At 71.5% G+C, this 23,850-nt stretch carries 19 protein-coding genes; 9 read left to right on the forward strand and 10 right to left on the reverse strand.

What is annotated here, in order from left to right; genetic code table 11:
* Positions 1-357 precede the first annotated feature (357 nt).
* On the forward strand, positions 358-2,250 hold the full coding sequence (locus DVH02_RS00165) for a SpoIIE family protein phosphatase (RefSeq protein WP_114621589.1): 1,893 nt from the start codon (positions 358-360) through the stop codon (positions 2,248-2,250).
* A 180-nt stretch (positions 2,251-2,430) separates the two neighbouring features.
* Positions 2,431-3,873 carry a catalase gene (locus DVH02_RS00170; RefSeq protein WP_114621590.1) on the forward strand — a complete coding sequence of 481 codons (1,443 nt, stop codon included), beginning with the start codon at positions 2,431-2,433 and terminating at the stop codon, positions 3,871-3,873.
* A gap of 171 nt (positions 3,874-4,044) precedes the next feature.
* Here the strand turns inward: DVH02_RS00170 and DVH02_RS00175 are convergent, their stop codons facing one another.
* Positions 4,045-6,300, reverse strand: a complete 2,256-nt coding sequence (locus DVH02_RS00175; RefSeq protein ID WP_114621591.1) for a transglycosylase domain-containing protein — start codon at positions 6,298-6,300, stop codon at positions 4,045-4,047.
* Between the two features lie 343 nt (positions 6,301-6,643).
* Between DVH02_RS00175 and DVH02_RS00180 the strand changes: the two genes are divergently transcribed.
* From DVH02_RS00180 to DVH02_RS00190, 3 genes are read left to right on the forward strand one after another with little or no spacing between them, the layout of a single operon-like run.
* Positions 6,644-7,168: a PadR family transcriptional regulator gene (locus DVH02_RS00180; protein ID WP_114621592.1), complete on the forward strand. Its 525-nt coding sequence runs from the start codon at positions 6,644-6,646 to the stop codon at positions 7,166-7,168.
* The gene (locus tag DVH02_RS00185) at positions 7,165-7,851 is read left to right on the forward strand and encodes an ABC transporter ATP-binding protein (RefSeq protein ID WP_114621593.1); all 687 of its coding nucleotides are present in this window, start codon (positions 7,165-7,167) and stop codon (positions 7,849-7,851) included. The genes DVH02_RS00180 and DVH02_RS00185 overlap by 4 nt, the downstream gene beginning before the upstream one ends.
* Entirely contained in the window at positions 7,848-10,394 is a 2,547-nt protein-coding gene (locus DVH02_RS00190; RefSeq protein WP_114621594.1) for an FtsX-like permease family protein, read from the forward strand. The genes DVH02_RS00185 and DVH02_RS00190 overlap by 4 nt, the downstream gene beginning before the upstream one ends.
* Here DVH02_RS00190 and DVH02_RS00195 read toward each other — a convergent pair.
* Complete coding sequence (locus tag DVH02_RS00195) at positions 10,321-11,391, reverse strand: LysR substrate-binding domain-containing protein (protein WP_407697571.1); 1,071 nt, start codon at positions 11,389-11,391, stop codon at positions 10,321-10,323. The two genes, DVH02_RS00190 and DVH02_RS00195, sit on opposite strands and share 74 nt — an antisense overlap.
* Before the next feature lie 264 nt (positions 11,392-11,655).
* On the opposite strand from DVH02_RS00195, the gene DVH02_RS00200 reads away from it, so the two are divergent.
* Complete coding sequence (locus DVH02_RS00200; protein WP_114621595.1) at positions 11,656-12,210, forward strand: peroxiredoxin; 555 nt, start codon at positions 11,656-11,658, stop codon at positions 12,208-12,210.
* Between the two features lie 6 nt (positions 12,211-12,216).
* The gene (locus DVH02_RS00205; protein ID WP_114621596.1) at positions 12,217-12,762 is read left to right on the forward strand and encodes an alkyl hydroperoxide reductase; all 546 of its coding nucleotides are present in this window, start codon (positions 12,217-12,219) and stop codon (positions 12,760-12,762) included.
* A 66-nt stretch (positions 12,763-12,828) separates the two neighbouring features.
* Here DVH02_RS00205 and DVH02_RS00210 read toward each other — a convergent pair whose 3' ends face one another.
* The 5 genes from DVH02_RS00210 to DVH02_RS00230 form a co-directional block, all read right to left on the reverse strand.
* Entirely contained in the window at positions 12,829-13,635 is an 807-nt protein-coding gene (locus tag DVH02_RS00210) for a hypothetical protein (RefSeq protein ID WP_114621597.1), read from the reverse strand.
* The gene (locus DVH02_RS00215; RefSeq protein ID WP_114621598.1) at positions 13,632-15,143 is read right to left on the reverse strand and encodes an AI-2E family transporter; all 1,512 of its coding nucleotides are present in this window, start codon (positions 15,141-15,143) and stop codon (positions 13,632-13,634) included. The genes DVH02_RS00210 and DVH02_RS00215 overlap by 4 nt, the downstream gene beginning before the upstream one ends.
* 200 nt (positions 15,144-15,343) lie before the next feature.
* The gene (locus DVH02_RS00220) at positions 15,344-16,066 is read right to left on the reverse strand and encodes an aggregation-promoting factor C-terminal-like domain-containing protein (protein WP_114621599.1); all 723 of its coding nucleotides are present in this window, start codon (positions 16,064-16,066) and stop codon (positions 15,344-15,346) included.
* Between the two features lie 389 nt (positions 16,067-16,455).
* Positions 16,456-17,790: a PhoH family protein gene (locus DVH02_RS00225; RefSeq protein WP_114621600.1), complete on the reverse strand. Its 1,335-nt coding sequence runs from the start codon at positions 17,788-17,790 to the stop codon at positions 16,456-16,458.
* Between the two features lie 378 nt (positions 17,791-18,168).
* The gene (locus DVH02_RS00230) at positions 18,169-18,930 is read right to left on the reverse strand and encodes an isoprenyl transferase (RefSeq protein ID WP_114621601.1); all 762 of its coding nucleotides are present in this window, start codon (positions 18,928-18,930) and stop codon (positions 18,169-18,171) included.
* A 148-nt stretch (positions 18,931-19,078) separates the two neighbouring features.
* Between DVH02_RS00230 and mgrA the strand changes: the two genes are divergently transcribed.
* Complete coding sequence (mgrA, locus tag DVH02_RS00235) at positions 19,079-20,116, forward strand: L-glyceraldehyde 3-phosphate reductase (protein ID WP_114621602.1); 1,038 nt, start codon at positions 19,079-19,081, stop codon at positions 20,114-20,116.
* A gap of 491 nt (positions 20,117-20,607) precedes the next feature.
* Here mgrA and DVH02_RS00240 read toward each other — a convergent pair whose 3' ends face one another.
* Together DVH02_RS00240 and DVH02_RS00245 are read right to left on the reverse strand one after the other, a co-directional pair.
* The gene (locus DVH02_RS00240; RefSeq protein WP_114621603.1) at positions 20,608-21,510 is read right to left on the reverse strand and encodes a class I SAM-dependent methyltransferase; all 903 of its coding nucleotides are present in this window, start codon (positions 21,508-21,510) and stop codon (positions 20,608-20,610) included.
* 53 nt (positions 21,511-21,563) lie between these two features.
* Positions 21,564-22,439, reverse strand: a complete 876-nt coding sequence (locus DVH02_RS00245) for a prepilin peptidase (protein ID WP_114621604.1) — start codon at positions 22,437-22,439, stop codon at positions 21,564-21,566.
* Positions 22,440-22,565: 126 nt separating this feature from the next.
* Between DVH02_RS00245 and DVH02_RS00250 the strand changes: the two genes are divergently transcribed.
* Positions 22,566-23,018 carry a DUF192 domain-containing protein gene (locus DVH02_RS00250; RefSeq protein ID WP_114621605.1) on the forward strand — a complete coding sequence of 151 codons (453 nt, stop codon included), beginning with the start codon at positions 22,566-22,568 and terminating at the stop codon, positions 23,016-23,018.
* Here the strand turns inward: DVH02_RS00250 and DVH02_RS34975 are convergent.
* Positions 23,011-23,838: a hypothetical protein gene (locus tag DVH02_RS34975; protein WP_158575812.1), complete on the reverse strand. Its 828-nt coding sequence runs from the start codon at positions 23,836-23,838 to the stop codon at positions 23,011-23,013. The two genes, DVH02_RS00250 and DVH02_RS34975, sit on opposite strands and share 8 nt — an antisense overlap.
* Positions 23,839-23,850 lie beyond the last annotated feature (12 nt).

Raw genomic sequence — 23,850 nt, forward strand, 5'->3', positions numbered from 1 at the left:
CCACCCCTGGGTTCAAACGTAGGATCGTCCTCCGGAAGACTGCAGCGTGGCAACAGACCTGCGCCGTCACCGGACTGATCATGAGTCACAGCGCTTCTCACACCACACGCCACACGGTCGACCGGTACGACCGCCGAGCACAACGACCGCACAACACAACGACCGTGAGTCACTACGAGGGGGTGGAGCCGTGCGTTTCGGCCACCACCCTGTCGACGCCGCCTGCCGAGGGGTAGTTTCACCTGGTGAACGGGGAGGGAGCGGCATCCGCCGCTGCCGGTACGGTCCCCGGTCCACCGTGTCGCCAGTCGAAGCGACCGCCTCGCAGCCCCGGCCCGGACGGACGGAATCCCACGCGTGACGGAGCACCCCCCCTCCCACGAAGGCCGGCAGCCTCTGGTTGCCCGGTCCCAGGAACGTACCCGGCCTCGGCAGGAGGCGGTGCCCTCGCCGCAGCCGGCTGTGCCGGCCCAGGCGCCCGACCCCGCCACGACGGCGCGGCGCGAGGGCGACCGGCTGCGCTTCGTGGGTGCCGCCACCCGGCGGATCGCCCGGGGCATAGACCTGGACGAGATCGTGCTGGGGCTGTGCCGGGCGACCGTGCCGACGTTCTCGGACGCCATACTCGTCTATCTGCGCGATCCGCTGCCGGTGGGCGACGACCGTCCCGTCTCGCCGTTCGTGCTGCGGCTGCGCCGCACCGACCGGCTGCGGATGAGCGACGACGACCCGGAGAACGCGCTGGGCGCGGGCGGGCTGCCGCTCCAGGTCGCCGAGGGGGTCAGGCTGCCGCTGCTGGACCCGCAGTCGGACGTGTTGCCGGCCGCCGAGCTGTGCGAGGTGCAGTCGGGCGGCGCGCTCTCCGAGGTGCTGCGGGGGGTGCGGCCGGTCTTCGGCGACTCGGCGGCGGCGCGGGCCGCGCTGCCGGAGCTGCTGGGCGCCGACCGCACCGTGCCGAACGGGCACCGCGCGATCCTCGCGCCGCTGCGCGGCCGGCGCCGGGTCATCGGCGCGGCCGTCTTCCTGCGCAGGCCGGACCGGTCCGCCTTCGAGGCGAACGACCTGCTGGTCGCCGCGCAGCTGGCCACGCACACGGCGCTGGGCATCGACAAGGCGGTGCTCTACGGCCGTGAGGCGTACATCGCCGACGAACTCCAGCGCACGATGCTGCCGGAGAACCTTCCGCAGCCCACCGGGGTGCGGCTGGCCTCGCGCTATCTGCCGGCCGCCGAGACCGCCCGGGTCGGCGGCGACTGGTACGACGCGATCCCGCTGCCCGGCAGCCGGGTCGCCCTGGTCGTGGGCGACGTCATGGGCCACTCGATGACCTCGGCGGCGATCATGGGCCAGCTGCGGACCACCGCGCAGACCCTGGCCGGGCTCGACCTGCCGCCGCAGGAGGTCCTGCACCATCTGGACGAGCAGGCCCAGCGGCTCGGCACGGACCGGATGGCGACCTGCCTCTACGCGGTGTACGACCCGGTCGCGCACCGGATCACCATCGCCAACGCCGGCCATCCGCCGCCCATACTGCTCCACCTGGGCGGCCGGGCCGAGGTGCTTCGGGTGCCGCCGGGGGCGCCGATCGGGGTCGGCGGCGTCGACTTCGAGGCGGTCGAGCTGGACGCGCCCGCCGGGGCGACGCTGCTGCTCTACACGGACGGACTGGTGGAGTCGCGGCTGCGGGACGTGTGGACGGGGATCGAGCAGCTGCGGGAGCGGCTCGCCGCCACCGCCCAGCTCACCGGCCCGGACCACGCGCCGCCGCTGGAGGCGCTCTGCGACGACGTGCTCGACGTACTGGGTCCTGGCGACCGGGACGACGACATCGCGCTGCTCGCCGCCCGGTTCGACGGGATCGCGCCGAGCGATGTGGCGTGCTGGTCGCTGGATCCGGAGGACGCGGCTCCGGGCCGGGCCAGGCGGCTCGCCCGGCGGGCGCTGGCCCGCTGGGACCTGGAGGAGCTGAGCGACTCGGTGGAGCTGCTGATCAGCGAGGTGGTGACCAACGCCGTGCGGTACGCGGAGCGTCCCGTGACGCTGCGGCTGCTCCGTACGGAGGTACTGCGCTGCGAGGTCGGGGACGATTCGCCGCAGCTGCCCAGGCAGCGGCGGGCCCGCGACACCGACGAGGGCGGCCGGGGTCTGTTCCTGGTGAACCGGCTGGCGCGGCGCTGGGGCGCCACCCGGCTCTCCACCGGCAAGGTCGTCTGGTTCGAACTGACGACCAGGCCGCCGTCCGCGACGTAGCGACGGTACGGGCCCACGGCGCCCGTACCGGACAAGCGGTGGCAAAACCCAACAATCGGCGTGGAGCCGTACATATGTTGCCGACGGGGTGTCGGAGAGGTTAGCTGGGGCAGGCGGCCCGTAGTGACCGCTGCCCAGGTCCTGGCCCCGGCCAGGACCTCTCACGACGGGAGGACACGCGTGACGCACACCACCAACAACGTCGGCATCCCGGTGGAGAGCGACGAGCACTCGCTCACCGTCAGCCCGGACGGCCCCATCCTGCTCCAGGACCACTACCTCATCGAGAAGATGGCGCAGTTCAACCGGGAGCGGGTACCTGAGCGCGTGGTCCACGCGAAGGGCGCGGGGGCGTACGGCGTCTTCGAAGTGACCCATGACGTCAGCCAGTTCACCAAGGCGGACCTCTTCCAGCCGGGCAGGCGCACCGAGATGCTGGCCCGCTTCTCCACGGTCGCCGGTGAACTCGGCTCGCCGGACACCTGGCGCGATCCGCGCGGCTTCGCGCTGAAGTTCTACACGGAGCACGGCAATTACGACATGGTCGGCAACAACACGCCGGTCTTCTTCGTGCGCGACCCGATCAAGTTCCAGGACTTCATCCGCTCGCAGAAGCGCCATCCGGCGACCGGGCTGCGCGACAACGACATGCAGTGGGACTTCTGGACGCTGTCGCCCGAGTCGGCACACCAGGTGACGTGGCTGATGGGCGACCGGGGCATCCCGAAGTCCTTCCGCCACATGAACGGCTACAGCTCGCACACCTATATGTGGGTGAACGGCGCGGGCGAGCGGTTCTGGGTGAAGTACCACTTCAAGACCGACCAGGGCATCGAGTGCCTCACCCAGGCGGACGCCGACGAGATGGCCGGTTCGGACGGCGACCACCACCGCCGCGATCTGTACGAGTCGATCGCGTCGGGCAACGCGCCGACCTGGAGCCTGAAGGTCCAGATCATGCCGTTCGAGGCGGCGGCCGACTACCGGTTCAACCCGTTCGACCTGACCAAGGTGTGGCCGCACGGCGACTATCCGCTGATCGACGTCGGCCGGATGACGCTCAACAGGAATCCGGACAACTTCTTCGTCCATATCGAGCAGGCGGCGTTCGAGCCCTCGAATCTGGTGCCGGGCATCGGCCCGTCCCCGGACAAGATGCTGCTGGGCCGCCTCTTCTCGTACCCGGACACGCACCGCTACCGGATCGGCCCGAACTACACCCAGCTGCCGCCCAACCGGCCGCATTCGCCGGTCAATTCGTACGCGAAGGACGGGCCGATGCGTTACGAGCCGTCGAACGCGGCGCGGCCTTACGCACCGAACTCGTACGGCGGGCCCGCGGCGGACACCGAGCGGTTCGGCGAGCCGGCGGGGTGGGCGTCGGCGGGCGAGATGGTGCGCGAGGCGTACCGGCTCCACCGCGAGGACGACGACTGGGGCCAGGCGGGCACCCAGGTCAGGCAGGTGCTGGACGACGCGCAGCGCGACCGGCTGGTCTCGAACGTCAGCGGGCATCTGAAGCAGGGTGTGTCCCGGCCGGTGCTGGACCGGGCGTTGCGGTACTGGCGCAACATCGACAAGAACATCGGCGACCGGATCGCCGCGAAGGTCAACGGCGGCTGAGCGGCGGGCCTTCGGGCGGACCGGAGCGGATACGGCGGCGGGCCCCGCGCACCTCTCGTGCGCGGGGCCCGCCGCCGTACGCGTCATCGCCTCACCGCGTCATCGCCTCACCGCGTCATCGCCTCACCGCGTCACCGTGTCACCGCGTCACCGTGTCACCGCGTCGCCGTGTCACAGCAGGTTCGGCCCCCGGTCCTGGCCGGTTCCGTCACCGCCGCCGTCCGCGCCGCCGTTCCCGCCCGCGCCGCCGGACTCGGCCGGATCGGTCGACTCGTCCGGGTCGGGCTCCGGGGGCGGCGCCGACGTGGTGGGCGGCGGCGAGGTGGTGGCCGGGGCGCTGGTCGTCGGGGTGGGGTCCGGGTCGGGCTCGGTGGTCTCGCTGCGGCTCGGCGAGGGCGGGGCGGTGGTCGACGTCGACGCCGAGGGGCTCGACGTGACCGACGGGAGGATCTTCTCGGGCCGCGCGATGTCGAGGTCGAACTTCGCGTCCGAGCCGCCGTTCAGCGCGCCGAGGGTGTAGTCCGCCCAGATCCTGGCGGGGAAGCCGCCGCCGTTCGCCCGGCCGGAGTTGGCGGTGCCGGTCAGGGTGACCTGTCCGCCGCCCTCCTTCGCGGACTCGCCGTACAGCGCGACCACCGTGGTGAGTCGGGGGGTGTAGGCGGCGAACCACGCGGACTTGTTCGACTCCGAGGTGCCGGTCTTGCCCGCCGCCTGGTAGTCGCCGGTGTGGGCCGCCTGGCCGGAGCCGTCCTTCACGACGCCCTGGAGGACATGGGTGACGGTGTCGGCCGTCTGGCGGCTGACCACCTGTTTGCCGATGGCGTCGGGCGTGGTGAGCGTCTCGCGGTCCCGGTGTTCGGCGGACTTCACGATGACCGGGGTGACCTTCTTGCCGTGGTTGTCGAGGGTGGCGTACACCCCCGCCATGTCCCAGGTGGAGGCGTTCATCGTGCCGAGGGTGATGGCGGGCCGCTCGGGGAAACCCTTGTCCGGCATCCCCAGGTCCAAGGCGGTCCGCTTGACCTTCGCGGGGCCGACGTCCACGACCATCTGCGCGAAGACGGAGTTGACGGAGAGGTTCATCGCCTTCTGGACGTCGACGGAGCCGTAGTCGCGGTCGTCCTCGTTCTGCGGGGCGAAGGGGGTGTCACTGCCCACGACGGGCCGCTTGCTGGTGCCGTCGTACAGGGTGGCCGTGTCGATCTTCCGGCCGTCCTGGGTCTCGGAGCCGTTCTCCAGGGCGGAGGTGAGCACGAGCGGCTTGAAGGTGGAGGCGGGCTGGTAGTCGGAGCGTGTGGCGTTGGATATCCAGTGCTCGGTGGCGCTGACTCCGCCGTACAGCGCGACCACATGGCCCGTCTTGGGGTCGACGGAGGTGGCGCCGGCCTGGACGGTCGCGTCCGTCTTGTTCTTCTTGCGGTCGATCTTGCTCTCCAACTGCCGGTCGACCGCCTTGACCAGCTCCCGCTGCTTCTTCTTGTCCACGGTGAGCGTGATGGTCCAGCCGCCCTTGGCGATCTGTGCCTTGTCGATGCCCTGCGCGGCCAGCTCGTCGTTGGCCGCGTCGACGATATAGCCGGTCTGGCCCTCCATTCCGGGGGCGGCCTTGGGCTCGTGCGGCATGTCGAACTTCAGGCCCTCGCGCTCCGCGGGGCTCAGCCAGTCCTTCTCGACCATGTTGTCGAGGACGTAGTTCCAGCGCCGCGTGACGAGCTTCTTGGCGCCCGCGGTGGCGGTGGTCCAGTCGTACTGGCTGGGGGCCTGGAGCAGCGCGGCGAGGTAGGCGCCCTGCGAGACGCTGAGGTCGACGGCGTCGACACCGTAGTACGCCTGTGCGGCGGCCTGGATGCCGTAGGCGCCGCGACCGTAGTAGCTGGTGTTGATGTAGCCGGCGAGGATGTCGCTCTTGCTCATCTTCCGGTCGACCTTGAGGGAGATCACCAGCTCCTTGAGCTTGCGGGTGACCGTCTGGTCCTGGGTCAGGAAGTAGTTCTTGACGTACTGCTGGGTGATGGTCGAGCCACCCTGCTTGCCCTTGCCCGAGAGGGTGTTGATCACGCCGCGCGCGGTGCCCTTGAAGTCGACGCCGTTGTCGTTGTAGAAGCTCTTGTTCTCGGCGGCGACGAAGGAGCGCTGGACCTTGGTGGGGATCTTGTCCAAGCCGACGATCTCGCGGTTGACCTTGCCGGTACGGGCCAGGATCGTGCCGTCGCCGTACTTGTAGACGTTGCTCTGCATCTCGGCCTGGGCGTTGGCGTTGGGCACCGGGACCATCAGGTAGACCACGAACAGCCCGCCCATGGTGAGCAGGGACAGGACGAAGAACGTACCGAGCATCTTCTTCCATGTGAAGAGGCGGCGTATGACGCCCTTCTTGGCGCGCGGCGCGGCGTGCTGCCCCGCCCGTCTGGCTTCCGCTCGGCCCATCGCCGTGTCGCTCCGCTCTCAGTTCTGGTCGTCAGGTCTCGTGCGCCGCTCTCACCCACCGGAATCAGCTCAGAAAGCTAACACCGCTCCCTATGACAAAGGGCGACTGATCCGATCTTTTGGGACGTGACAATCAGCACCCTTCTCATCTGGAACCGACTCCTGACGGAGCGGGAAGGTTGCGAGGCGCGCGCCGCCGGATCCCGCGGCGTACGACGCCGCGGGCCGCGGCAGAGGGGTCCTGGCCGCACCGGGACGGGGCGAAGAAAGGGGATGGGCGGGCGGAAGAGCGCCCGACCCTCCTCTATACATCCCGTGTATAGAAGGTGTATAGGGTGCTCGTATGTCAATCGGTCACACCCTCCTCGGGCTCCTGGAGTCGGGACCGCGCCACGGCTACGACCTGAAGCGCGCCTTCGACGAACAGTTCGGCCACGACCGCCCCCTCCACTACGGGCAGGTCTACTCGACCATGTCCCGGCTGCTCAAGAACGGTCTCGTCGTCGTGGACGGCGTCGAGTCCGGCGGCGGCCCCGAGCGCAAGCGGTACGCCATCACCGACTCGGGGATCACCGACGTGGCACAGTGGCTCGCGCAGCCGGAGAGCCCGGACTCCTATCTCCAGTCGACCCTCTACACCAAGGTCGTCATCGCGCTGCTCACCGGCCGCGGTGCCGCCGAACTGCTGGACACCCAACGGGCCGCACACCTGCGCAGAATGCGCGAGCTGACCGCCCGCAAGCAGCGCGGCGACCTCGCCGATCAGCTGATCTGCGATCACGCGCTGTTCCATCTGGAGGCGGATCTGCGCTGGCTGGAGCTGACCGCCGCCCGGCTGGACCGGCTCGCGGCGGAGGTACGCGCGTGACGCCCGCCGGCTCCCTGCTGGTGGCGGACGGGCTGCGCAAGACGTACGGGCGCACGCCCGCGCTCGACGGCGTGTCGTTCTCCATCCACCCCGGCGAGGTCGTCGCCGTCATGGGTCCCTCGGGCTCCGGCAAGTCGACCCTGCTGCACTGCCTGGCCGGGATCGTCAGCCCCGACGCGGGCACCGTCACCTACCGGGGCCGTGAGCTGACCGGCCTGCCGGACGCGGAGCGCTCCGCGCTGCGCCGTACGGAGTTCGGCTTCGTCTTCCAGTTCGGCCGCCTCGTGCCCGAGTTGACGTGTGTGGAGAACGTGGCGCTGCCGCTGCGCCTCGGGGGCGTCAAGCGGCGCCCCGCCGAGCGCGCCGCGCTGGAGTGGCTGGAGCGCCTGGAGGTCGACACCGTGGCCACCCAGCGGCTCGGTGAGGTCTCCGGCGGCCAGGGCCAGCGCGTCGCGGTCGCCCGCGCGCTGGCCACCTCGCCGCGGGTGATCTTCGCGGACGAGCCGACCGGCGCGCTCGACTCCCTCAACGGTGAGCGGGTGATGGAGCTGCTGACCCGCACGGCGCGGGCCACCAGCGCGGCGGTCGTCCTGGTCACGCACGAGGCGCGGGTCGCCGCCTACTCGGACCGCGAGATCGTCGTGCGCGACGGCAGGTCCCACGCGTCGGAGTTCGCCGTATGACGCCGTCCGACGGCCCCGAAGACCCCTACGGGTCCGACGGGAGCCCTGTGCCGCCCCGCTCCCCGGGCTCCCCCGTCCCGCCGCCGCCTGATTCGCGGCTGTCTGTCCCGCCGTTGCCTGATTCGCCGTTGCCTGATTCGCGGCTGCCTGATTCGCCGCTGCGGCCGGTCGTGGCCGGTGGCGCCGTGCGCGACCGGCTGCGTGATCTCGGGCTCGGCGTACGGCTGGCCGTCACGGGCGGCCGGGCCGGGTGGGCCCGTACCGCGCTGGTCGCCCTGGGCGTCGGACTCGGCGTCGCCCTGCTCTTCGCCGCCTCGTCCGTACCGCATCTGCTCGACGAGCGCGCCAAGCGCGCGGACGCGCGGTTCGCGGGCACGCACGCGCGGTTCGCCCCCGCGGACGCGCCCGACAGGAAGGTGGGGCGCTCGGAGACCACCCTCGTCCTGAACGACACGACGACCGAGTACCGCGGCGACACGGTCAACGGCCGGCTGGTGCGCCCGGACGGGGCGCGTCCGCCGCTGCCGCCGGGGCTCTCCCGGCTGCCGGGGCCCGGGGAGATCACGGTCTCCCCCGCCCTGCGCGCGCTGCTGGACTCGCCCAGGGGCGCGCTGCTCAAGGAGCGGCTGGACCGGCGGATCGTCGGCACCATCGGCGCCGCCGGACTCCTGGACCCCGGGGAGCTGTACTACTACGCGGGCAGCGACACCCTCACCGAGGCCACCGGCGGATGGCGGACCGAGGGCTTCGGCGCCCCCTCCCTCCAGGAACCGGCGGATCCGCTGCTGATGCCGCTGATCACGATGGTCTGCGTGGTGCTGCTGGTGCCGGTGATCATCTTCATCGCCACCGCCGTCCGCTTCGGCGGCGAGCGCAGGGACCGCGGGCTGGCCGCGCTGCGGCTGGTGGGCGCGGACATCCGGATGACCCGGCGGATCGCCGCGGGCGAGGCGCTGTTCGGCGCGGGGCTCGGGCTGCTGACCGGGCTCGGCCTGTTCCTGGCCGCCCGGCCGCTGGCGGGCGGGGTACGGCTGTGGGGCGTCAGCGCCTTCCCCGCCGACCTGGTGCCGGGACCGGCGCTGGCCGGGCTGATCGTGGTCGCCGTACCGGTGGCCGCCGTCCTGGTGACCACGGTCGCGCTGCGCTCGGTGACGATCGATCCGCTCGGGGTGGTACGGGAGTCCGCCGCCCCGCGCCGCAGGCTGTGGTGGCGGCTGCTGCCGCCCGCGACGGGCGTCGGGGTGCTCCTGTGGATCGGCTCGGTCGGTGATGTGGGGCACGAGGCCGATCCGATTCCCCTCGCGCTCGGCGCGACCCTGTTGCTGGGCGGTCTGACCACGCTGCTGCCCTGGCTGGTCGGGGCGGTGGTCCGCGGGGCGCGCCGCGGGCCGGTGTCCTGGCAGCTCGCCACGCGCCGGCTCCAGTTGGACAGCGGCTCGGCGGCGCGGGCGGTCAGCGGGATCACCGTGGCCGTCGCCGGGGCCATCGCGCTCCAGATGGTGTTCGGCGGTATGCACGCGGAGTTCGTCGAGATCACCGGCCGGAATCCGGCGCGGGCGGACATCACCGTCACCGCGGACTACGGCAGCGCCGCACTCACCCGGCGGATGGCCGAGGACTTCCGCTCCACCGAGGGGGTCACCCGGGTCATCGCCACGACCCAGGACTATGTCGTGCGGCCGGGCGCCGTGAGCGAGCGCATCCGGCCCACCACCAGCCTGACCATCGGCGACTGCGCCACCCTGCGGGAACTCGCCGCGCTGCCGTCCTGCGCGGACGGGGACACCTTCGTCTCCCACTACGCGCACGACCGCGAGCAGAACGACTGGATCGACCGGACGGCCCGGCCGGGCAAGCCCATCGACCTCAACAGCTCCTCGATGAGCGAGGGTTCGGAGCCGGTGCTGTGGACGCTGCCCGCGTCGACGCCGACGGTGACGGCCAGGAAGGACCAGCTCGGCCTGGGGAGCGAAGGCATCCTCGCCACCCCCGGCGCCCTCGACCCGGCCATGCTGCCGGAGAGCAGCACCGGCGCCGCCCTGCGGCTCGACCCCGCCGTCCCGGACGCCGAGGAGTATCTGCGCAACGCCGCGGCCCGGATCGACCCCACCCTACGGGTGACCACCTTCAGGGTCGTCGAACGCGACCGGCGCTACGCCAGCCTCCAGAGCGGACTGCTGGTCGGCGGCACCGCCACCATGGCGCTGATCGCCGCGAGCCTGCTCATCGCCCAGATCGAGCAACTGCGCGAGCGCAGAAGGGCGCTGGCGGTGCTGGTCGCCCTCGGCACGCGCCGCTCGACGCTCGCCTGGTCGGTGCTGTGGCAGAGCGCCGTACCGGTGGTGCTCGGTACGGCGCTGTCGGTCGTCGGCGGGCTGACGCTCGGGACCCTCATGCTGGACATGCTCGGCAAACCGCTCGCCGACGGCTGGGTCTTCCTGCCCTTCGCGGGCACCGGCATGGCGATGGTCACCCTGGTGACGCTGGTCTCCATGCCGCCGCTGTGGCGGATGACGCGGCCGGACGGTCTGCGCGCGGAGTGACACCCGGCGGCGCGGCCGCCACCCGTACCGGAAGCTCCCGCAGCGCCTCGCGCAGCGCGGCGGCGAACTCCTCGAACTCGGCGGCCCGCGCCGCGCCCGTCCGCATCGCCAGCGCGATCCGGCGGGCGGGCGCCGGGGCGGCGAAGTAGCCGGTGGCGAGCCGGTCGCTGCGGCCGGTCTCCACCCGCACCGCCGTACGCGGCAGCAGCGTGACGCCGAGACCGCCCGCGACGAGCTGCACGAGGGTGGCCAGCCCCGCCGCCGTGGTGGTCACGGGCACCCCGTCGGCGCGGCCGGCCTCCCGGCAGATGTCCAGGGCCTGATCGCGCAGGCAGTGGCCCTCGTCGAGCAGCAGCAGCGGCAGTTCGCGCAGCGCCTCGCGCGGCAGGTCGTGGCGCCCGGCGAACTCGTGCCCGTCGGGGGTGATCAGGACGAAGTCCTCCTCGAACAGCGGCAGTTCGGTGACGGCCGGCTGACCGAGCGGCACGGCGAGCAGCAGCAGGTCGAGCCGCCCGGCCGGCAACCCCTCCAGCAGGGAGGAGGTCTGCTCCTCGTGGACCTGGAGGTCGAGCGCCGGATAGCGCTCCTGGACCAGCCGCAGCACCGAGGGCAGCAGGTACGGCGCGACGGTCGGGATCACGCCGAGCCTGAGCACCCCGGTGAACGGCGCCCGTACCGCCTCGGCCTCGTCCAGCAGCGCCCCCACCGCGTACAGCACCGCCTTGGCGCGGACCGCGAGGCGCTCACCGGCCGGGGAGAGCAGCACCCGGCGTGTCGTACGCTCCACGAGCTGCACGCCGAGCGCCTCCTCCAGCGCGGAGAGCGCCCCGGAGAGGGCGGGCTGGCTCATCCCGATCGCGGCGGCCGCGTCCCGGAAGTGCAGATGCTCGGCCACGGCGGCGAAGGCGCGCAGCTGGGAGAGGCTGGGCTGCTTGGCGCGCGGCACGGGCTGGCCCAGGTACGGCGCCGGGGACCGGCCGGGCTGCCGCTGTCTCACGACCACGGTCCCGTACCCCCTTCCGCCTCGCGCGCCGCCTGCACCTCTCGCACGTCTCGCGCCGCTATCGCCTCGCGCGCCCCTCTCACCTCTCGTACCTCGGTCGTCTGTGCCACGCCCGCCACCTTCACTGATAGGTACCTCCGATCACGGCGACCGAGTCTAGCTATTTCTATGATCAATAGTCTCTGTGCCACCATCAGTAACCTGTCCGACCCCCCGGAAGACCCCAAAAGGGATTCCCTCCCCTCGCAAGGAGCGCGCGTGCTCACTGTTGGTGACAAGTTTCCCTCGTTCGATCTGACCGCCTGTGTCTCCCTGGAGAGCGGCAAGGAGTTCTCGCAGATCGACCACAAGACCTACGAGGGCAAGTGGAAGGTCGTCTTCGCCTGGCCCAAGGACTTCACTTTCGTGTGCCCGACGGAGATCGCGGCCTTCGGCCGGCTCAACGACGACTTCGCCGACCGCGACGCCCAGATCCTCGGCTTCTCCGGTGACTCCGAGTTCGTGCACCACGCCTGGCGCAAGGACCACCCGGACCTGACCGACCTGCCGTTCCCGATGCTCGCCGACTCGAAGCACGAGCTGATGCGCGACCTCGGCATCGAGGGCGCTGACGGCTTCGCGCAGCGCGCCGTCTTCATCGTCGACCCCAACAACGAGATCCAGTTCACGATGGTGACCGCCGGTTCCGTGGGCCGTAACCCCAAGGAGGTCCTGCGGGTGCTGGACGCCCTGCAGACCGACGAGCTGTGCCCGTGCAACTGGAACAAGGGCGAGACGACGCTCGACCCCGTCAAGCTCCTGTCGGGCGAGTGATACCGGATGTCACTCGATGAGCTGAAGTCCGCGCTGCCGGACTACGCCAAGGACCTGAAGCTCAACCTCGGTTCGGTCATCGGCAACAGCGAGCTGTCCGAGCAGCGGCTCTGGGGCACGGTGCTGGCCTGCGCGATCGCCTCCCGCTCGCCGCGCGTGCTGCGCGAGCTGGAGCCGGAGGCCCGGGAGAAGCTGGAGCCCGAGGCGTACACGGCGGCCAAGTCGGCCGCCGCGATCATGGCGATGAACAACGTCTTCTACCGGACCCGGCATCTGCTGTCGGACCCCGAGTACGGGACGCTGCGGGCCGGTCTGCGGATGAACGTCATCGGCAAGCCGGGCGTGGAGAAGGTCGACTTCGAGCTGTGGTCGCTCGCCGTCTCCGCCGTCAACGGCTGCGGCCAGTGCCTCGACTCGCACGAGCAGGTGCTGCGCGGGGCCGGGGTGGACCGCGAGACGATCCAGGAAGCCTTCAAGATCGCGGCGGTGATCACGGCGGTCGGCACGACGCTGGACGCCGAGGCGGTCCTGGCCGAGGCCGTCTCCGCCTAGTCTTCGAAGTCCCGCCCGCCCCCCCGCCCGCCCGTCTCCGCCGCACCGGGTGAGCGCCGCGCGGCGTCACCCCTTCACGGCGGCCATCAGCTCTGCCATGTCCGTGACCAGATCGGGCGCCATGCCCGCCGGATCGAGCGGCTCGGTCTCCCGCGACTCGCCGCTGGTCGGATCGACGACATTGAGCCTCAGCGTCGAGACCTCAAGGGTGAATTCGGCCCTGCCGTCGAGGACCTTGAGCCGCACCCCGTCCAGCCCGGAGTCGATGATCAGATAGGCGCGCTCCCCCGGACCGGGAACCCGTCGCACCTCGGGCCGCGCACCGTCGGCCGGTACGAGATCGGTGATCCGCGCGTCGAACTCCGGCGCCGGGTCGGTCTTCTTGTGCAGCGTGTACCCAACTTCCACGGTGGCGTACGTCGAGGGCACGGGCTCCTGCCCCGCCTCGCGCTCTTCCGCGGGCATCAGGGTGATCCGGCAGACGGCCCGGTCCACGGACGGGCGCTCGTCCACTCCCGACCCGGCGTCCCCCCGGCGCCCGAACCGTTCGGTCAGGGCGGGCAGTTCGGCGTCGAGGCAGAGGTCACGGCTGATCGCGTAGCCGCCCAGATCGGGGCCGGTCCTGGCGTACGCGTACAGCCCGCCCGCCCAGACGGCGGAGGCGGCGACCGCGCCGCCGAGCGCCCAGAGCCAGGGCCGTCGGCGTGCCGGGCCGGCGGGCGGAGCGCCCGCGCCGATCGTCTCGCCGCCGGAGCCGGGTCCCTCACCGTCGTACGGAGGGGGCGTGCCGCTCTCCGTACGAGGTGCGGGCAGGGCGGACCGCTCGGCGTCGCCGTCGTCGGGCCAGCCCACCGGCTCCGGCTCGGAGATCACGCCGTGTCGTCCCCGCCCTCTGCCGTGGCGGGGCGTATGGACGGTGCCGGAGGCGCCCCGGGCGCCGGGACGGATCCCGCCGCGGGCCCCGGCCCGGCGTCGGGCTCGGGAGCGGCGGAGGCGGGAGCGGCGGCGGAGGCAGGAGAGGCGGGAGCGGCGGCGGAGGCTCCGGAGGCGTCCGGCGCGGCGACGGTGGCGGGGGTCCGCGGGTCGGGCGACGGTGTCGGGGCCGTGCCGTGTGCCGTGGCGCCGTGCGGCGGCGGCGCGTCGCGCAGGCTCTGCTCCTGGCTGTACGCGCGGAGATAGCCGACGACGGTGTTGGCGACGGCCACCAGGGGCACCGCCACCACGGCACCGGCTATGCCCGCCACCAGGCTCCCCGCCGCGACGGCGAGGACCACGGCCAGCGGATGCACCCGTACCGCGCGGCCCAGGATGAAGGGCTGCAGCACATGTCCCTCGATCTGCTGGACGCCGAGCACGACCAGCAGCACCATCAGCGCGGTGAACACGTCCTGGGTGACCAGCGCCACCACCACGGCCAGCGCCCCGGAGACCAGCGCGCCGACCAGCGGGACGAAGGCGCCGAGGAAGATGAAGACGGCCAGCGGCACGGCCAGCGGCACGTCGAGCAGATAGAGCCCCAGACCGATGAACACCGCGTCGATCAGCGCCACCAGCACGGTCCCGCGCACATAGGCGGTGAGCGTGTGCCAGGCGCGCGGCCCGGCTCCGGCGACACCCTCACGGGCCGCCGCGGGGACGAACTTGAGCGACCAGTTCCAGATCTTGTTGCCGTCGTACAGCAGGAAGAGCGTCGAGAACATCGCCAGGAACATCCCGGTCAACACCTCGACCAGCACCGTCAGACCCTGCAGCCCGGCGGAAGTGATCTTCTCGGTGTTGGAGCCGACGGCGTCGCTGAGCGTCTTGGCGATGTCGTTGATCTGGGCCTCGGTGACATGGAACGGGCTGTTGAGCAGCCAGCGCTTCAGCTCGTTGATGCCCTGGGTGACCCGGCTGGAGACATCGTCGATGTTCTCCATGACCTGCCACACCACGAACCAGCCGACCAGCCCCATGACGACGAAGCCCGCGATCGCGGTGAGGGCGGTGGCGAGCCCGCGCGGTACCCCGTACCGCTTCAGCCACGCGACGGTCGGCTGGAGCAGCGCCGTGATGAGCAGCCCGAGGACGAAGGCCAGCACCACCAGTTGGACGGCGCCGATGACGCGCATCAGCACCCAGACCGTGCCCGCGAGGACGAGCAGCCGCCAGCCCGCCTCCCCGGCGACCCGCATCCCCCAGGGGATGGCGGCCGACGGATCCGGCTTGGGCGGCACGGCGGGCGCGTAGGCGGGGGGCGGGGGGACGCTGTCCCGCGTGGCGACCCTGACGGGGCCGTCCTCTGCTTCGGCGTCGGCTTCGGCGCGGCGCTGGTCCAGGCGCTCTCCCATACGGGTGAGTTCCGCACCCACCTGACCGAGCCATGATGGCACTCTTGACATGCGTCTTCCTCTTCCCCCGGGCGGGCTCCCCACTCACCCACCTCAGGAGTGGTTCGCCTCGAACGGTACACGGACGGTCCACGAGCGCCCCCGGTGCCGGGCACGCCGAACGGCCGCGGGCCGTGCTCCCGGGTGGGGGGCACGGCCCGCGGCCGAAGCTCGGGGGTCGGACGCGTCCTGGTGTAGCGGACGGGTACGGCCTAGTAGTAGTGGTTGGCCTGCCAGAACGACCAGGCGCCGCACGGGCTCTGGTAACGCTCGTTCATGTAGCCCAGACCCCACTTGATCTGGGTGGCCGGGTTGGTCTGCCAGTCGGCACCCACCGAGGACATCTTCGAACCGGGCAGCGCCTGGACGAGACCGTAGGCGCCCGAGGACGGGTTCTGCGCCTTGTAGTTCCAGGTGGACTCGTGGTTCACGATGTTGCTGAAGCACTGGAACTGATCGGCCGGCACGATCTGCCGGGCCAGGGCCTGGACCTCGGCCACCGTGTACGAGCCCTGCTGGGGGAAGGAACCGGCGCTCGCGGTGGAACGGACCTCGTCGCGGCTGGCGCGCTCGGCCTCGTCCTTCTTCCGCTTCTCCTCGTCGGCCTTGCGCTTGACCTCGTCCTCGGCGGCCTGCTTCTTCGCCGTGGCGTCCTTCGCCGCCTGGATACGGGCCGATTCCTCCGCCGACTTCCGTGCGGAGGAGTCGGCGGCGGCGGCCTGCGCGTCCGCCTGCTGCGTCAGCGACGCGGTCTGCACCTGGGCCTGCTGGCCCGCGGGGATGTCTGCGAGAAGCGTCATGTCGGCTGCGGTCGCCTCGAAGTTGTCGTTCGAGGTCGTCTGGGGGTCGCCCGAGGCAACACCCACGACAGCGCCGACGGTGGTGACCGCAGTGGCAGATGCCACAGCAAATCCCCGGACCGAGATCCGGCTCACACGGTGTCCTTCCAGCGTCGCCCGCCTACGTGACCTCACAGGCGCGATCGTGCCCCTGGCACTGGCCTCCGCACTACTGGTCACGGGGAGACACGGGCCCGGTGGGCAATCCCCTTGCGAGGAGAGCCGCGTGGTGCACGGGCGGCATACGGCGGCGGCTGTTGAGTTGTGTGATGCCGCATCTACGGGAGATGCGCGTGTGCCGCATGCGGGGCCTGACGGAAGCAAGACTCTGCCGGAAGGTCACGCCGGGAGGCAATTCTTCGTTACGTGGGAAAGCTCACACCCCGTTTGCCGCAACGGTTCGCCGGAAATACCGGCGCAGCACGGCGCCGTCCGGCTAAGCTGCTGCGCTTGCGCCGGACGGCGCCATCTGGGGTGATACGAGGTCAGATCTGGCCGTCCTCCAGCATTTCGGTCACGAGCGCGGCGATCTGCGAACGCTCGGAGCGGGTCAGCGTGACATGCGCGAACAGCGGATGGCCCTTGAGCTTCTCGACGACGGCGACGATCCCGTCGTACCGGCCCACCCGCAAGTTGTCCCGCTGCGCCACGTCATGGGTGAGCACCACGCGGGAGTTGGCCCCGATCCGGGAGAGAACGGTCAGCAGAACGTTCCGCTCCAGGGACTGGGCCTCGTCCACGATCACGAACGCGTCGTGCAGCGAACGGCCGCGGATATGGGTGAGCGGCAGCACCTCCAGCATGCCGCGCCCGAGGACCTCCTCGATCACCTCGCGGCCCGCGACCGCGGAGAGCGTGTCGAAGACCGCCTGCGCCCAGGGGCTCATCTTCTCGGCCTCGGTGCCGGGCAGATAGCCCAGCTCCTGCCCGCCGACCGCGTACAGCGGCCGGAAGACCATCACCTTCTGGTGCTGCCTGCGCTCCAGGACGGCTTCCAGACCCGCGCAGAGCGCCAGCGCCGACTTGCCCGTGCCGGCCCGGCCTCCCATGGAGACGATGCCGATGTCCGGATCGAGGAGGAGATCGAGGGCGATGCGCTGCTCGGCGCTGCGCCCGTGGATCCCGAACGCCTCGCGATCGCCCCTGACGATCCGTACGTTGCCCTCCGGGGTGACCCGGCCGAGCGCCTTGCCGCGCTCGGACTGGAGCACCAGACCGGTGTGGACGGGCAGCTCGGCCGCCTCGGGTACGTAGAGCGACTCCTCGGTGAACAGGAGGTCGACCTGGTCGGCGGCGAGCGTCAGCTCGCTCATGCCCGTCCAGCCGGAGGAGCTGGAGGCATCGGTGATGGCGAGTTCGGCGCGGTACTCCTCGGCGAGGAGACCGACCGACGACGCCTTGATGCGCAGCGGCAGGTCCTTGGAGACGACCGTGACGTCGTACCCCTCGGCCTGGAGATTGCGCGCGACGGCGAGGATCCGTGAGTCGTTGTCCCCCAATCGGAAGCCGGCGGGCAGGATGCCGGGATCAGAGTGGTTGAGCTCGACGCGCAGTGTGCCTCCCAGCTCGCCCAGGGGGATGGGGGCGTCGAGACGTCCGAACCGGATACGGAAGTCGTCGAGCAGGCGCAGGGCCTGCCGGGCGAAGTAGCCGAGCTCCGGATGGTGCCTCTTGGCCTCCAGCTCCGTGATCACCACGATCGGGAGCACCACTTCGTGCTCCTCGAAGCGGGACATGGCTTTGGGATCGGCCAGCAGGACGCTGGTGTCGAGAACGTAGGTGCGCCTGTCGGGCATGCGGCGCTTTGTGCTGGTCACCACGGAAGGACGTACCCCCTCGGATGAGGTCGGGGTGCGACGGCGTCGCGGGCGGATGGCCGGGCTCGGGCCCCATGCGCGGGCCGGCGCTCCGGCCCTCCACGTCGCCCGTACGACATGACGCACGGTCGTCCTGGTGCAAAGGGCCTCCCGGGCGGACGGCCCCATGCCGTCCGCTGAGATGCGATGTCCTCCGGCTGTTCTTTTCGGACATCGACCTGGAGGAGGTATTCCCTCGAACACACGCCACCATGCCAGGTGGTACGGCGGACGGTGGGTGAACCGAGGGTGACGGGCCCGCGCGGCGGAGCCGTCCCGGCCGGTGCTCCGCCCGGCCCCTGCGGGGCGGAGCGGAGCCGGTCCGAGGGGAGAAGGCCGAGGTCAGGTTCCGTAGCGGCGGTGCCGGGCGGCGTAGTCACGCAGGGCGCGCAGGAAGTCGACCTTGCGGAAAGCGGGCCAGAAGACCTCGCAGAAGTAGTACTCCGAATGGGCGCTCTGCCAGAGCATGAACCCGGAGAGCCGCTGCTCACCGCTGGTCCTGATGACGAGATCGGGGTCGGGCTGGCCCCGGGTGTAGAGATGGGAGGAGATCAGGTCGACGTCGACGATGCCGGCGAGGTCCTCGAAGGAGGTCCCCTTGCTCGCGTGCTCCATCAGCAGGGAGCTGACGGCGTCGGCGATCTCCTGACGGCCGCCGTACCCGACGGCGACGTTGACGAGTATTCCCTTGTTGCCGGCGGTGACCTCCTCGGCCTCCTTGAGAACGGTCTGGGTGTGGGAGGGGAGCAGGTCGAGCGTGCCGACGTGGTGCACGCGCCAGCGGCCGTCGGCCGCCAGATCGGTGACCGCGTTCTCGATGATGGAGACGAGCGGCATGAGCTGCTTCTCCGGACGGCTGAGGTTGTCCGTGGAGAGCATCCAGAGTGTGACGACCTCGACATTGGTCTCGGAGCACCAGCCGAGCAGCTCCTGGATCTTGCTGGCGCCCGCCTTGTGTCCCTGCTCGGCCGTACCGCCCGACGCGCGCGCCCAGCGACGGTTGCCGTCGAGGATGACGCCGATGTGCTTGGGCGCCTGTGCGAGATCGAGGCGCCGTTCCACCCGGCGTGCGTAGAGCCCATACACCAGGTCGCGCAAGTTCACTGAGTCCACCTCTCGATTCCATGGGGACCGGCGCGTCCGCTGACGGGATCCTGGGGCCGGCCCAGGGACCCCGAAGCCGTCACATTACTGCGCGCCCGCCACTGCCACCCAACCCGGTCTGTCACAAGTCCGTGATAAGGAGGGAAGCATGAGCAATTCCCCCTCCTACCTCGCGGCCGACGACCGGTACGGCTCCATGGAGTACCGCCGTACCGGTCGCAGTGGCCTGAAACTGCCCGCGATCTCACTGGGTCTCTGGCACAACTTCGGTGACGACAGGACCCTCGATTCCCAGCGCGCCATCCTGCGCCGCGCCTTCGATCTCGGAGTGACCCACTTCGACCTGGCGAACAACTACGGGCCGCCGCCCGGATCGGCCGAGCTGAATTTCGGCAAGATCTTCGCTCAGGACTTCTCGGCCTACCGTGATGAACTCATCATTTCGACCAAGGCCGGTTATTTGATGCATTCGGGCCCATACGGTGAATGGGGCTCCCGCAAGTATCTGCTGTCGTCGCTCGACGCGTCCCTGAAGCGGATGGGGCTCGATTACGTCGACATCTTCTACTCCCACCGCTTCGACCCCCACACTCCACTGGAGGAGACGATGGGGGCGCTGGCCTCCGCCGTACGGAGCGGAAAGGCGCTGTACGCCGGGGTGTCCTCGTACAGCGCGGAGCAGACGGCCGAGGCGGCGAGGCTGCTGCGGCAGATGGGCGTTCCGGCCCTCATCCACCAGCCGTCGTACTCGATGATCAACCGCTGGACCGAGGACGACGGGCTGCTGGACGCCCTGGAGACGGCCGGGATGGGCTGCATCTCCTTCGCTCCGCTCGCCCAGGGACTGCTGACGGACAAGTACCTGTCGGGCATCCCCGAGGGGTCGCGGGCGGCGCAGGGCAAGTCGCTCGATCCGGGGCTGCTCTCGGACGACGTGGTACGGCGGCTGCGCGGGCTGAACGACATCGCGCGGCGGCGCGGGCAGTCGCTGGCGCAGCTGGCGCTGGCGTGGGTGCTGCGCGATCCCCGGATGACCTCGGCGCTGACCGGCGCGTCCAGCGTGGCCCAGCTGGAGGGGAACATCGCGGCGCTGGCCGGGCCGGCCCTCTCGGCGGAGGAGCTGACGGAGATCGACACCTTCGCGGTGGACACGAAGGCCACGAACATCTGGGCCAACCGGGGCTGACAGCCGCCGGACAGGAGGTCCGGTGGGCGCGGAGGTCCGGCGGGCCGCGGAGGTCTGCCGGGCGTCCGGCGTGAGTGTCCGGCGTGACGTCCGACCCGAGCGTCCGGCGTGACGTCCGACCCGAGTGTCCGGCGGGAGTGTCCGGCGTGACGTCCGGGACAGAAAACGGGCCGGTCCGTGGGGGGGGGATACGGACCGGCCCGAGGGGGGGGTTTCCACCATAACCCTTTGTGAGCGTCGATGGGGGCCTGGACGCGCCGGGACGGAGTTTCCGGGCCGCGCGCATGGCCGGGCGTATCGGAAAAGCCCAGGAAGAGGCGGCTTTTCCCGGTTCCGGGCCGCCATATGGCGAGTAGTTGCCATTCTGTGTCGTCACACTCAGGAGTGACGCGGCGCGGACTCGGGAGTGCCACGGCCCGGGTTCGGGAGTTGCGGGGATCCACGGAATTCGCGGGGTCTGGAGGGGCTGGGGGATCTGCGCGATCTGAAGGTCACGGGAGATCTGAAGGTCCCGGGAGATCCACGGGATCCGGGAGATCCGCAGGTTCCGGTTTGACCGCCTCGATCAGGAATCGGGTGGTAGTGGCCACAAAGGGCCCGTCGGCCTCGATGCGGCGGTGCAGCTCGGCCAGCCGCCCGCGGTACCGCTCGACCGTGAAGTCGGGCACCATCCAGATGACCTTGCGCAGGAAATAGACGACGGCCCCGATGTCGTGGAACTCGGTGCGCAGCGCGGCCGTCCGCAGATCGACCACCCGGAGCCCGGCGCTGGCCGCGGCCCGTGCGGCCCGGTCGGGGTCGCGGCCGGAGCGCTCCTCCTCGGACCGGGGCCCGAGGAAGAACTCCACCAGTTCGAAGACGCTGGCCGGCCCGACCTCCTGGGAGAAATAGGTGCCGCCGGGGCGCAGCACGCGGGTGATCTCCGCCCACCGCACCGTCACCGGGTGGCGGCTGACCACCAGGTCGAAGGCGCCGTCGGCGAACGGCAGCGCGGACTCGTCGGGGACCGCGACGACCGCCGCGCCCAGCGGATGGAGCAGCGCGGTGGCGCGGGCGACATGGGGCGGCCAGGATTCGGTGGCCACGGTGAGCGGGGGGCGCCGCGGTACGGCGGCGAGCGTCTCGCCGCCGCCCGTCTGGAGGTCCAGGGCGGCGGTGGCGCGGGCCATCCGCTCCCCCATCGAGCGGGCGTACCCCCAGGCGGGGCGCTCCTCGGTGGCCCGGCCGTCCAGCCAGGAGAAGTCCCAGCCGTCGACGGGCACCGCCTCGGCTTCGGCGATCAGCTCGTCGAAGGTGCCGAGGCCACGGCCGGGAGGGGTGGCGGGGGCAAGAGGGGTGGCAGGAGGGGTGGGACGCGCGGGTACCGGGGCGTCGGGGCCCTGCTCTGGAACCATGTGGCGATGGTGCCAGGCGGTGCGTACGGGCCGCGAGAGGTTTTCGACGGGCGTCAGAGGGCGGCGAGCGCGCCCAGGAGGACGGCCAGCAGAGCGCCCACGATCATGAAAGGGCCGAACGGGATGGCCGACTTCCGGTTCGCCCGGCGCAGCAGGATCAGCCCGAACCCGTACAGCGCGCCGAGCAGGAATCCGGCGAAGGCCCCGGCGAACAGGACCAGCCAGCCGTACCAGCCGAGCACCACCCCGAGCGAGAGCGCGAGCTTCACATCGCCGAAGCCCATGCCGTTCGGGTTGATCAGGAACAGCACGGCGTAGACGAAGCCGAGTACGAGCCCGCCGAGCAGCGCCGTCGGCCAGGACCCCGCGCTGCCCGGGATCAGGGCCGCCGCGCCGAGCAGGACGGCGGCAGCCGCGGCGAGTGGCAGCGTCAGCTGGTCGGGGAGGCGGTGCACCCGGCTGTCGACCAGGGCGAGGAGGACGGCGAACGGCGTGACCAGCAGCCATACGGCGAGTTCGGGACGCGGTCCGGTGGCGGCGGCGAGGGCCGCGCAGACGAGCGCGGTGAGCAGCGGTACGGCGACGAAGCCGCCGAAGCGCGCGGCTGCCCCGGAGGTGCCGGAGCCGGTGGCGGAACCGAGGGCGGGGGCTCCGTCGGGGCCACCGTCGGGGACGGCGGAGGGATCGGCGGACGGATCTGCGGAGGGGTCGTCCGCTGTGCGGGCGGGGACGGGCACCGCCCCCACGCAGGCCGCGCATCCCGGGAGCCCCAGCCAGCCCCGGGCGGGCCCCGTCAACGGGTGGCCCGCCGGGCAGGCGTCGCGCCAGGGGTCCGCGGGCTCGACCGAGAGCCGGTACGCGGCGCGCGGCAGCAGAAGTCCGGTACCCGCGCCCCAGAGGGCGGCGACGACGATCAGCGTGGCGTACACGGTACCGACCCTAGAGCCGCCCGCCGGGCCCGGTCGTGGGTCCAGGGGCCCAACTCCCGCGCCCCAGGACCCAGAAGCGCCCCACGGTGGCCGCGAGGGGCGCCCCGGGCGCTACCGTCTACGGCCATGGGCACATGGCGCAATGGCAGCGGACAGCTGACAGTCGAGGGACCGGACGGATCCGGCGCGGGAGCGGTGGCCGCGGAGCCGGGAGCCGCGGAATCGGAGGCCGCCGGATCGGGAGCCGCTGAGCCGGGAGCCGCGGAGCCGGTGGCCGTGGAGATCGCCGCCTCGTACGGAACGCGGCGGCGCGGGCTGCTCGGGCGTGACGGCATCGAAGGCGCGTTGCTGATCACCCCGTGCAACAGCGTCCACACCTTCCGGATGCGCTTCGCGATCGATGTGGCCTACCTCGACAAGGAGTTGCGGGTCATCGACGTCCACACCCTCAAGCCGGGCCGCCTTCCGCTGCCGAGGTGGAAGGCCCGCCATGTGCTGGAGGCCGAGGCGGGCGCGATGGAGCGCTGGGGACTGCGCCCGGGCGCCCGCATCACGGTGAACGTCCAGGACGTCAGCTGAGCTTGGCGGCCTGCGCCGCGAGCAGGGCGGCGGGCGGCTCGGGGGTGGTGGCGTCCTCCAGACCGGCGGTGTAGAAGGTGGCGACCGTGCCGCCCACCCGCAGGACCTGGAACACCAGCAGTACCGGGGCCCCCGCGAAGTCCCCCGTCACCTGGTACGTGAGGGTGTCGTCACCCACGTCGGCGGCGCGCAGCCGCTCGACGCTCCGGTACGTGGAGGGGCCGTCGTCGCCGCCGCGCGCCGTGAACCCGTCCGCGCAGTCGTCGACGGCGGCGCGCAACCGGTTGACGAGCGCGGTCGCGTCCCGCGTGCCGTGGGCGGTGAGGAACTCGAAGACGGCGGGCGTGCCGTCCTCCGTACCGACGAGCTGCCGGTACGCGACGGCCCTCGCGCGCGGCTCCGGCCTGCCGTTGATCACGGCGGTGAGGGGAGCGCACCGGCTGGAGTCCGCGCTCTCGCCGCCGGGCGGCGGCCCTTCCATCGGCGCGACGTGAAAGCCCGTGACATCGCCGTCGGCGAGGACGGCCCGGTCCAGCTCGCCCTGGCCCAGGACCCTGCCGTCGCTCGCGCCGACGCTGAGGCCGGGCGCGGGCCGTCCCGGGGAGCCGGCCGCCGGGGACGACGGGCTCGCGGTGGCGCGCGGCGGCGAGGACGGCGCGTCGGTGGACGCCGACGCTCCCGGGGCCCGGTCCCCGTCGCCGTCCGCCGTACCCCCGCAGGCGCCCGCGAGCCCCAGTGCGAGCGCGGCGGCCACGGCGGCCAGCGCGACACGGCGTACCAGTCCCGGCGCCGCCGGGCTGTGCATCCTGGTCCGGTTCATGTCCAACGTTCT

The sequence above is a fragment of the Streptomyces corynorhini genome, assembly GCF_003346515.1.
Taxonomy (GTDB): domain Bacteria; phylum Actinomycetota; class Actinomycetes; order Streptomycetales; family Streptomycetaceae; genus Streptomyces; species Streptomyces corynorhini.

What these genes read in the sequence shown, in the direction of transcription:
- DVH02_RS00250 (WP_114621605.1), top strand. Translation starts at nt 22,566, where the DNA reads ATGGGCACATGGCGCAATGGCAGCGGACAGCTGACAGTCGAGGGACCG.
- mgrA (WP_114621602.1), top strand. Translation starts at nt 19,079, where the DNA reads ATGAGCAATTCCCCCTCCTACCTCGCGGCCGACGACCGGTACGGCTCC.
- DVH02_RS00180 (WP_114621592.1), top strand. Translation starts at nt 6,644, where the DNA reads ATGTCAATCGGTCACACCCTCCTCGGGCTCCTGGAGTCGGGACCGCGC.
- DVH02_RS00240 (WP_114621603.1), bottom strand. Translation starts at nt 21,510, where the DNA reads ATGGTTCCAGAGCAGGGCCCCGACGCCCCGGTACCCGCGCGTCCCACC.
- DVH02_RS00205 (WP_114621596.1), top strand. Translation starts at nt 12,217, where the DNA reads ATGTCACTCGATGAGCTGAAGTCCGCGCTGCCGGACTACGCCAAGGAC.
- DVH02_RS00215 (WP_114621598.1), bottom strand. Translation starts at nt 15,143, where the DNA reads ATGTCAAGAGTGCCATCATGGCTCGGTCAGGTGGGTGCGGAACTCACC.
- DVH02_RS00175 (WP_114621591.1), bottom strand. Translation starts at nt 6,300, where the DNA reads ATGGGCCGAGCGGAAGCCAGACGGGCGGGGCAGCACGCCGCGCCGCGC.
- DVH02_RS34975 (WP_158575812.1), bottom strand. Translation starts at nt 23,838, where the DNA reads ATGAACCGGACCAGGATGCACAGCCCGGCGGCGCCGGGACTGGTACGC.
- DVH02_RS00190 (WP_114621594.1), top strand. Translation starts at nt 7,848, where the DNA reads ATGACGCCGTCCGACGGCCCCGAAGACCCCTACGGGTCCGACGGGAGC.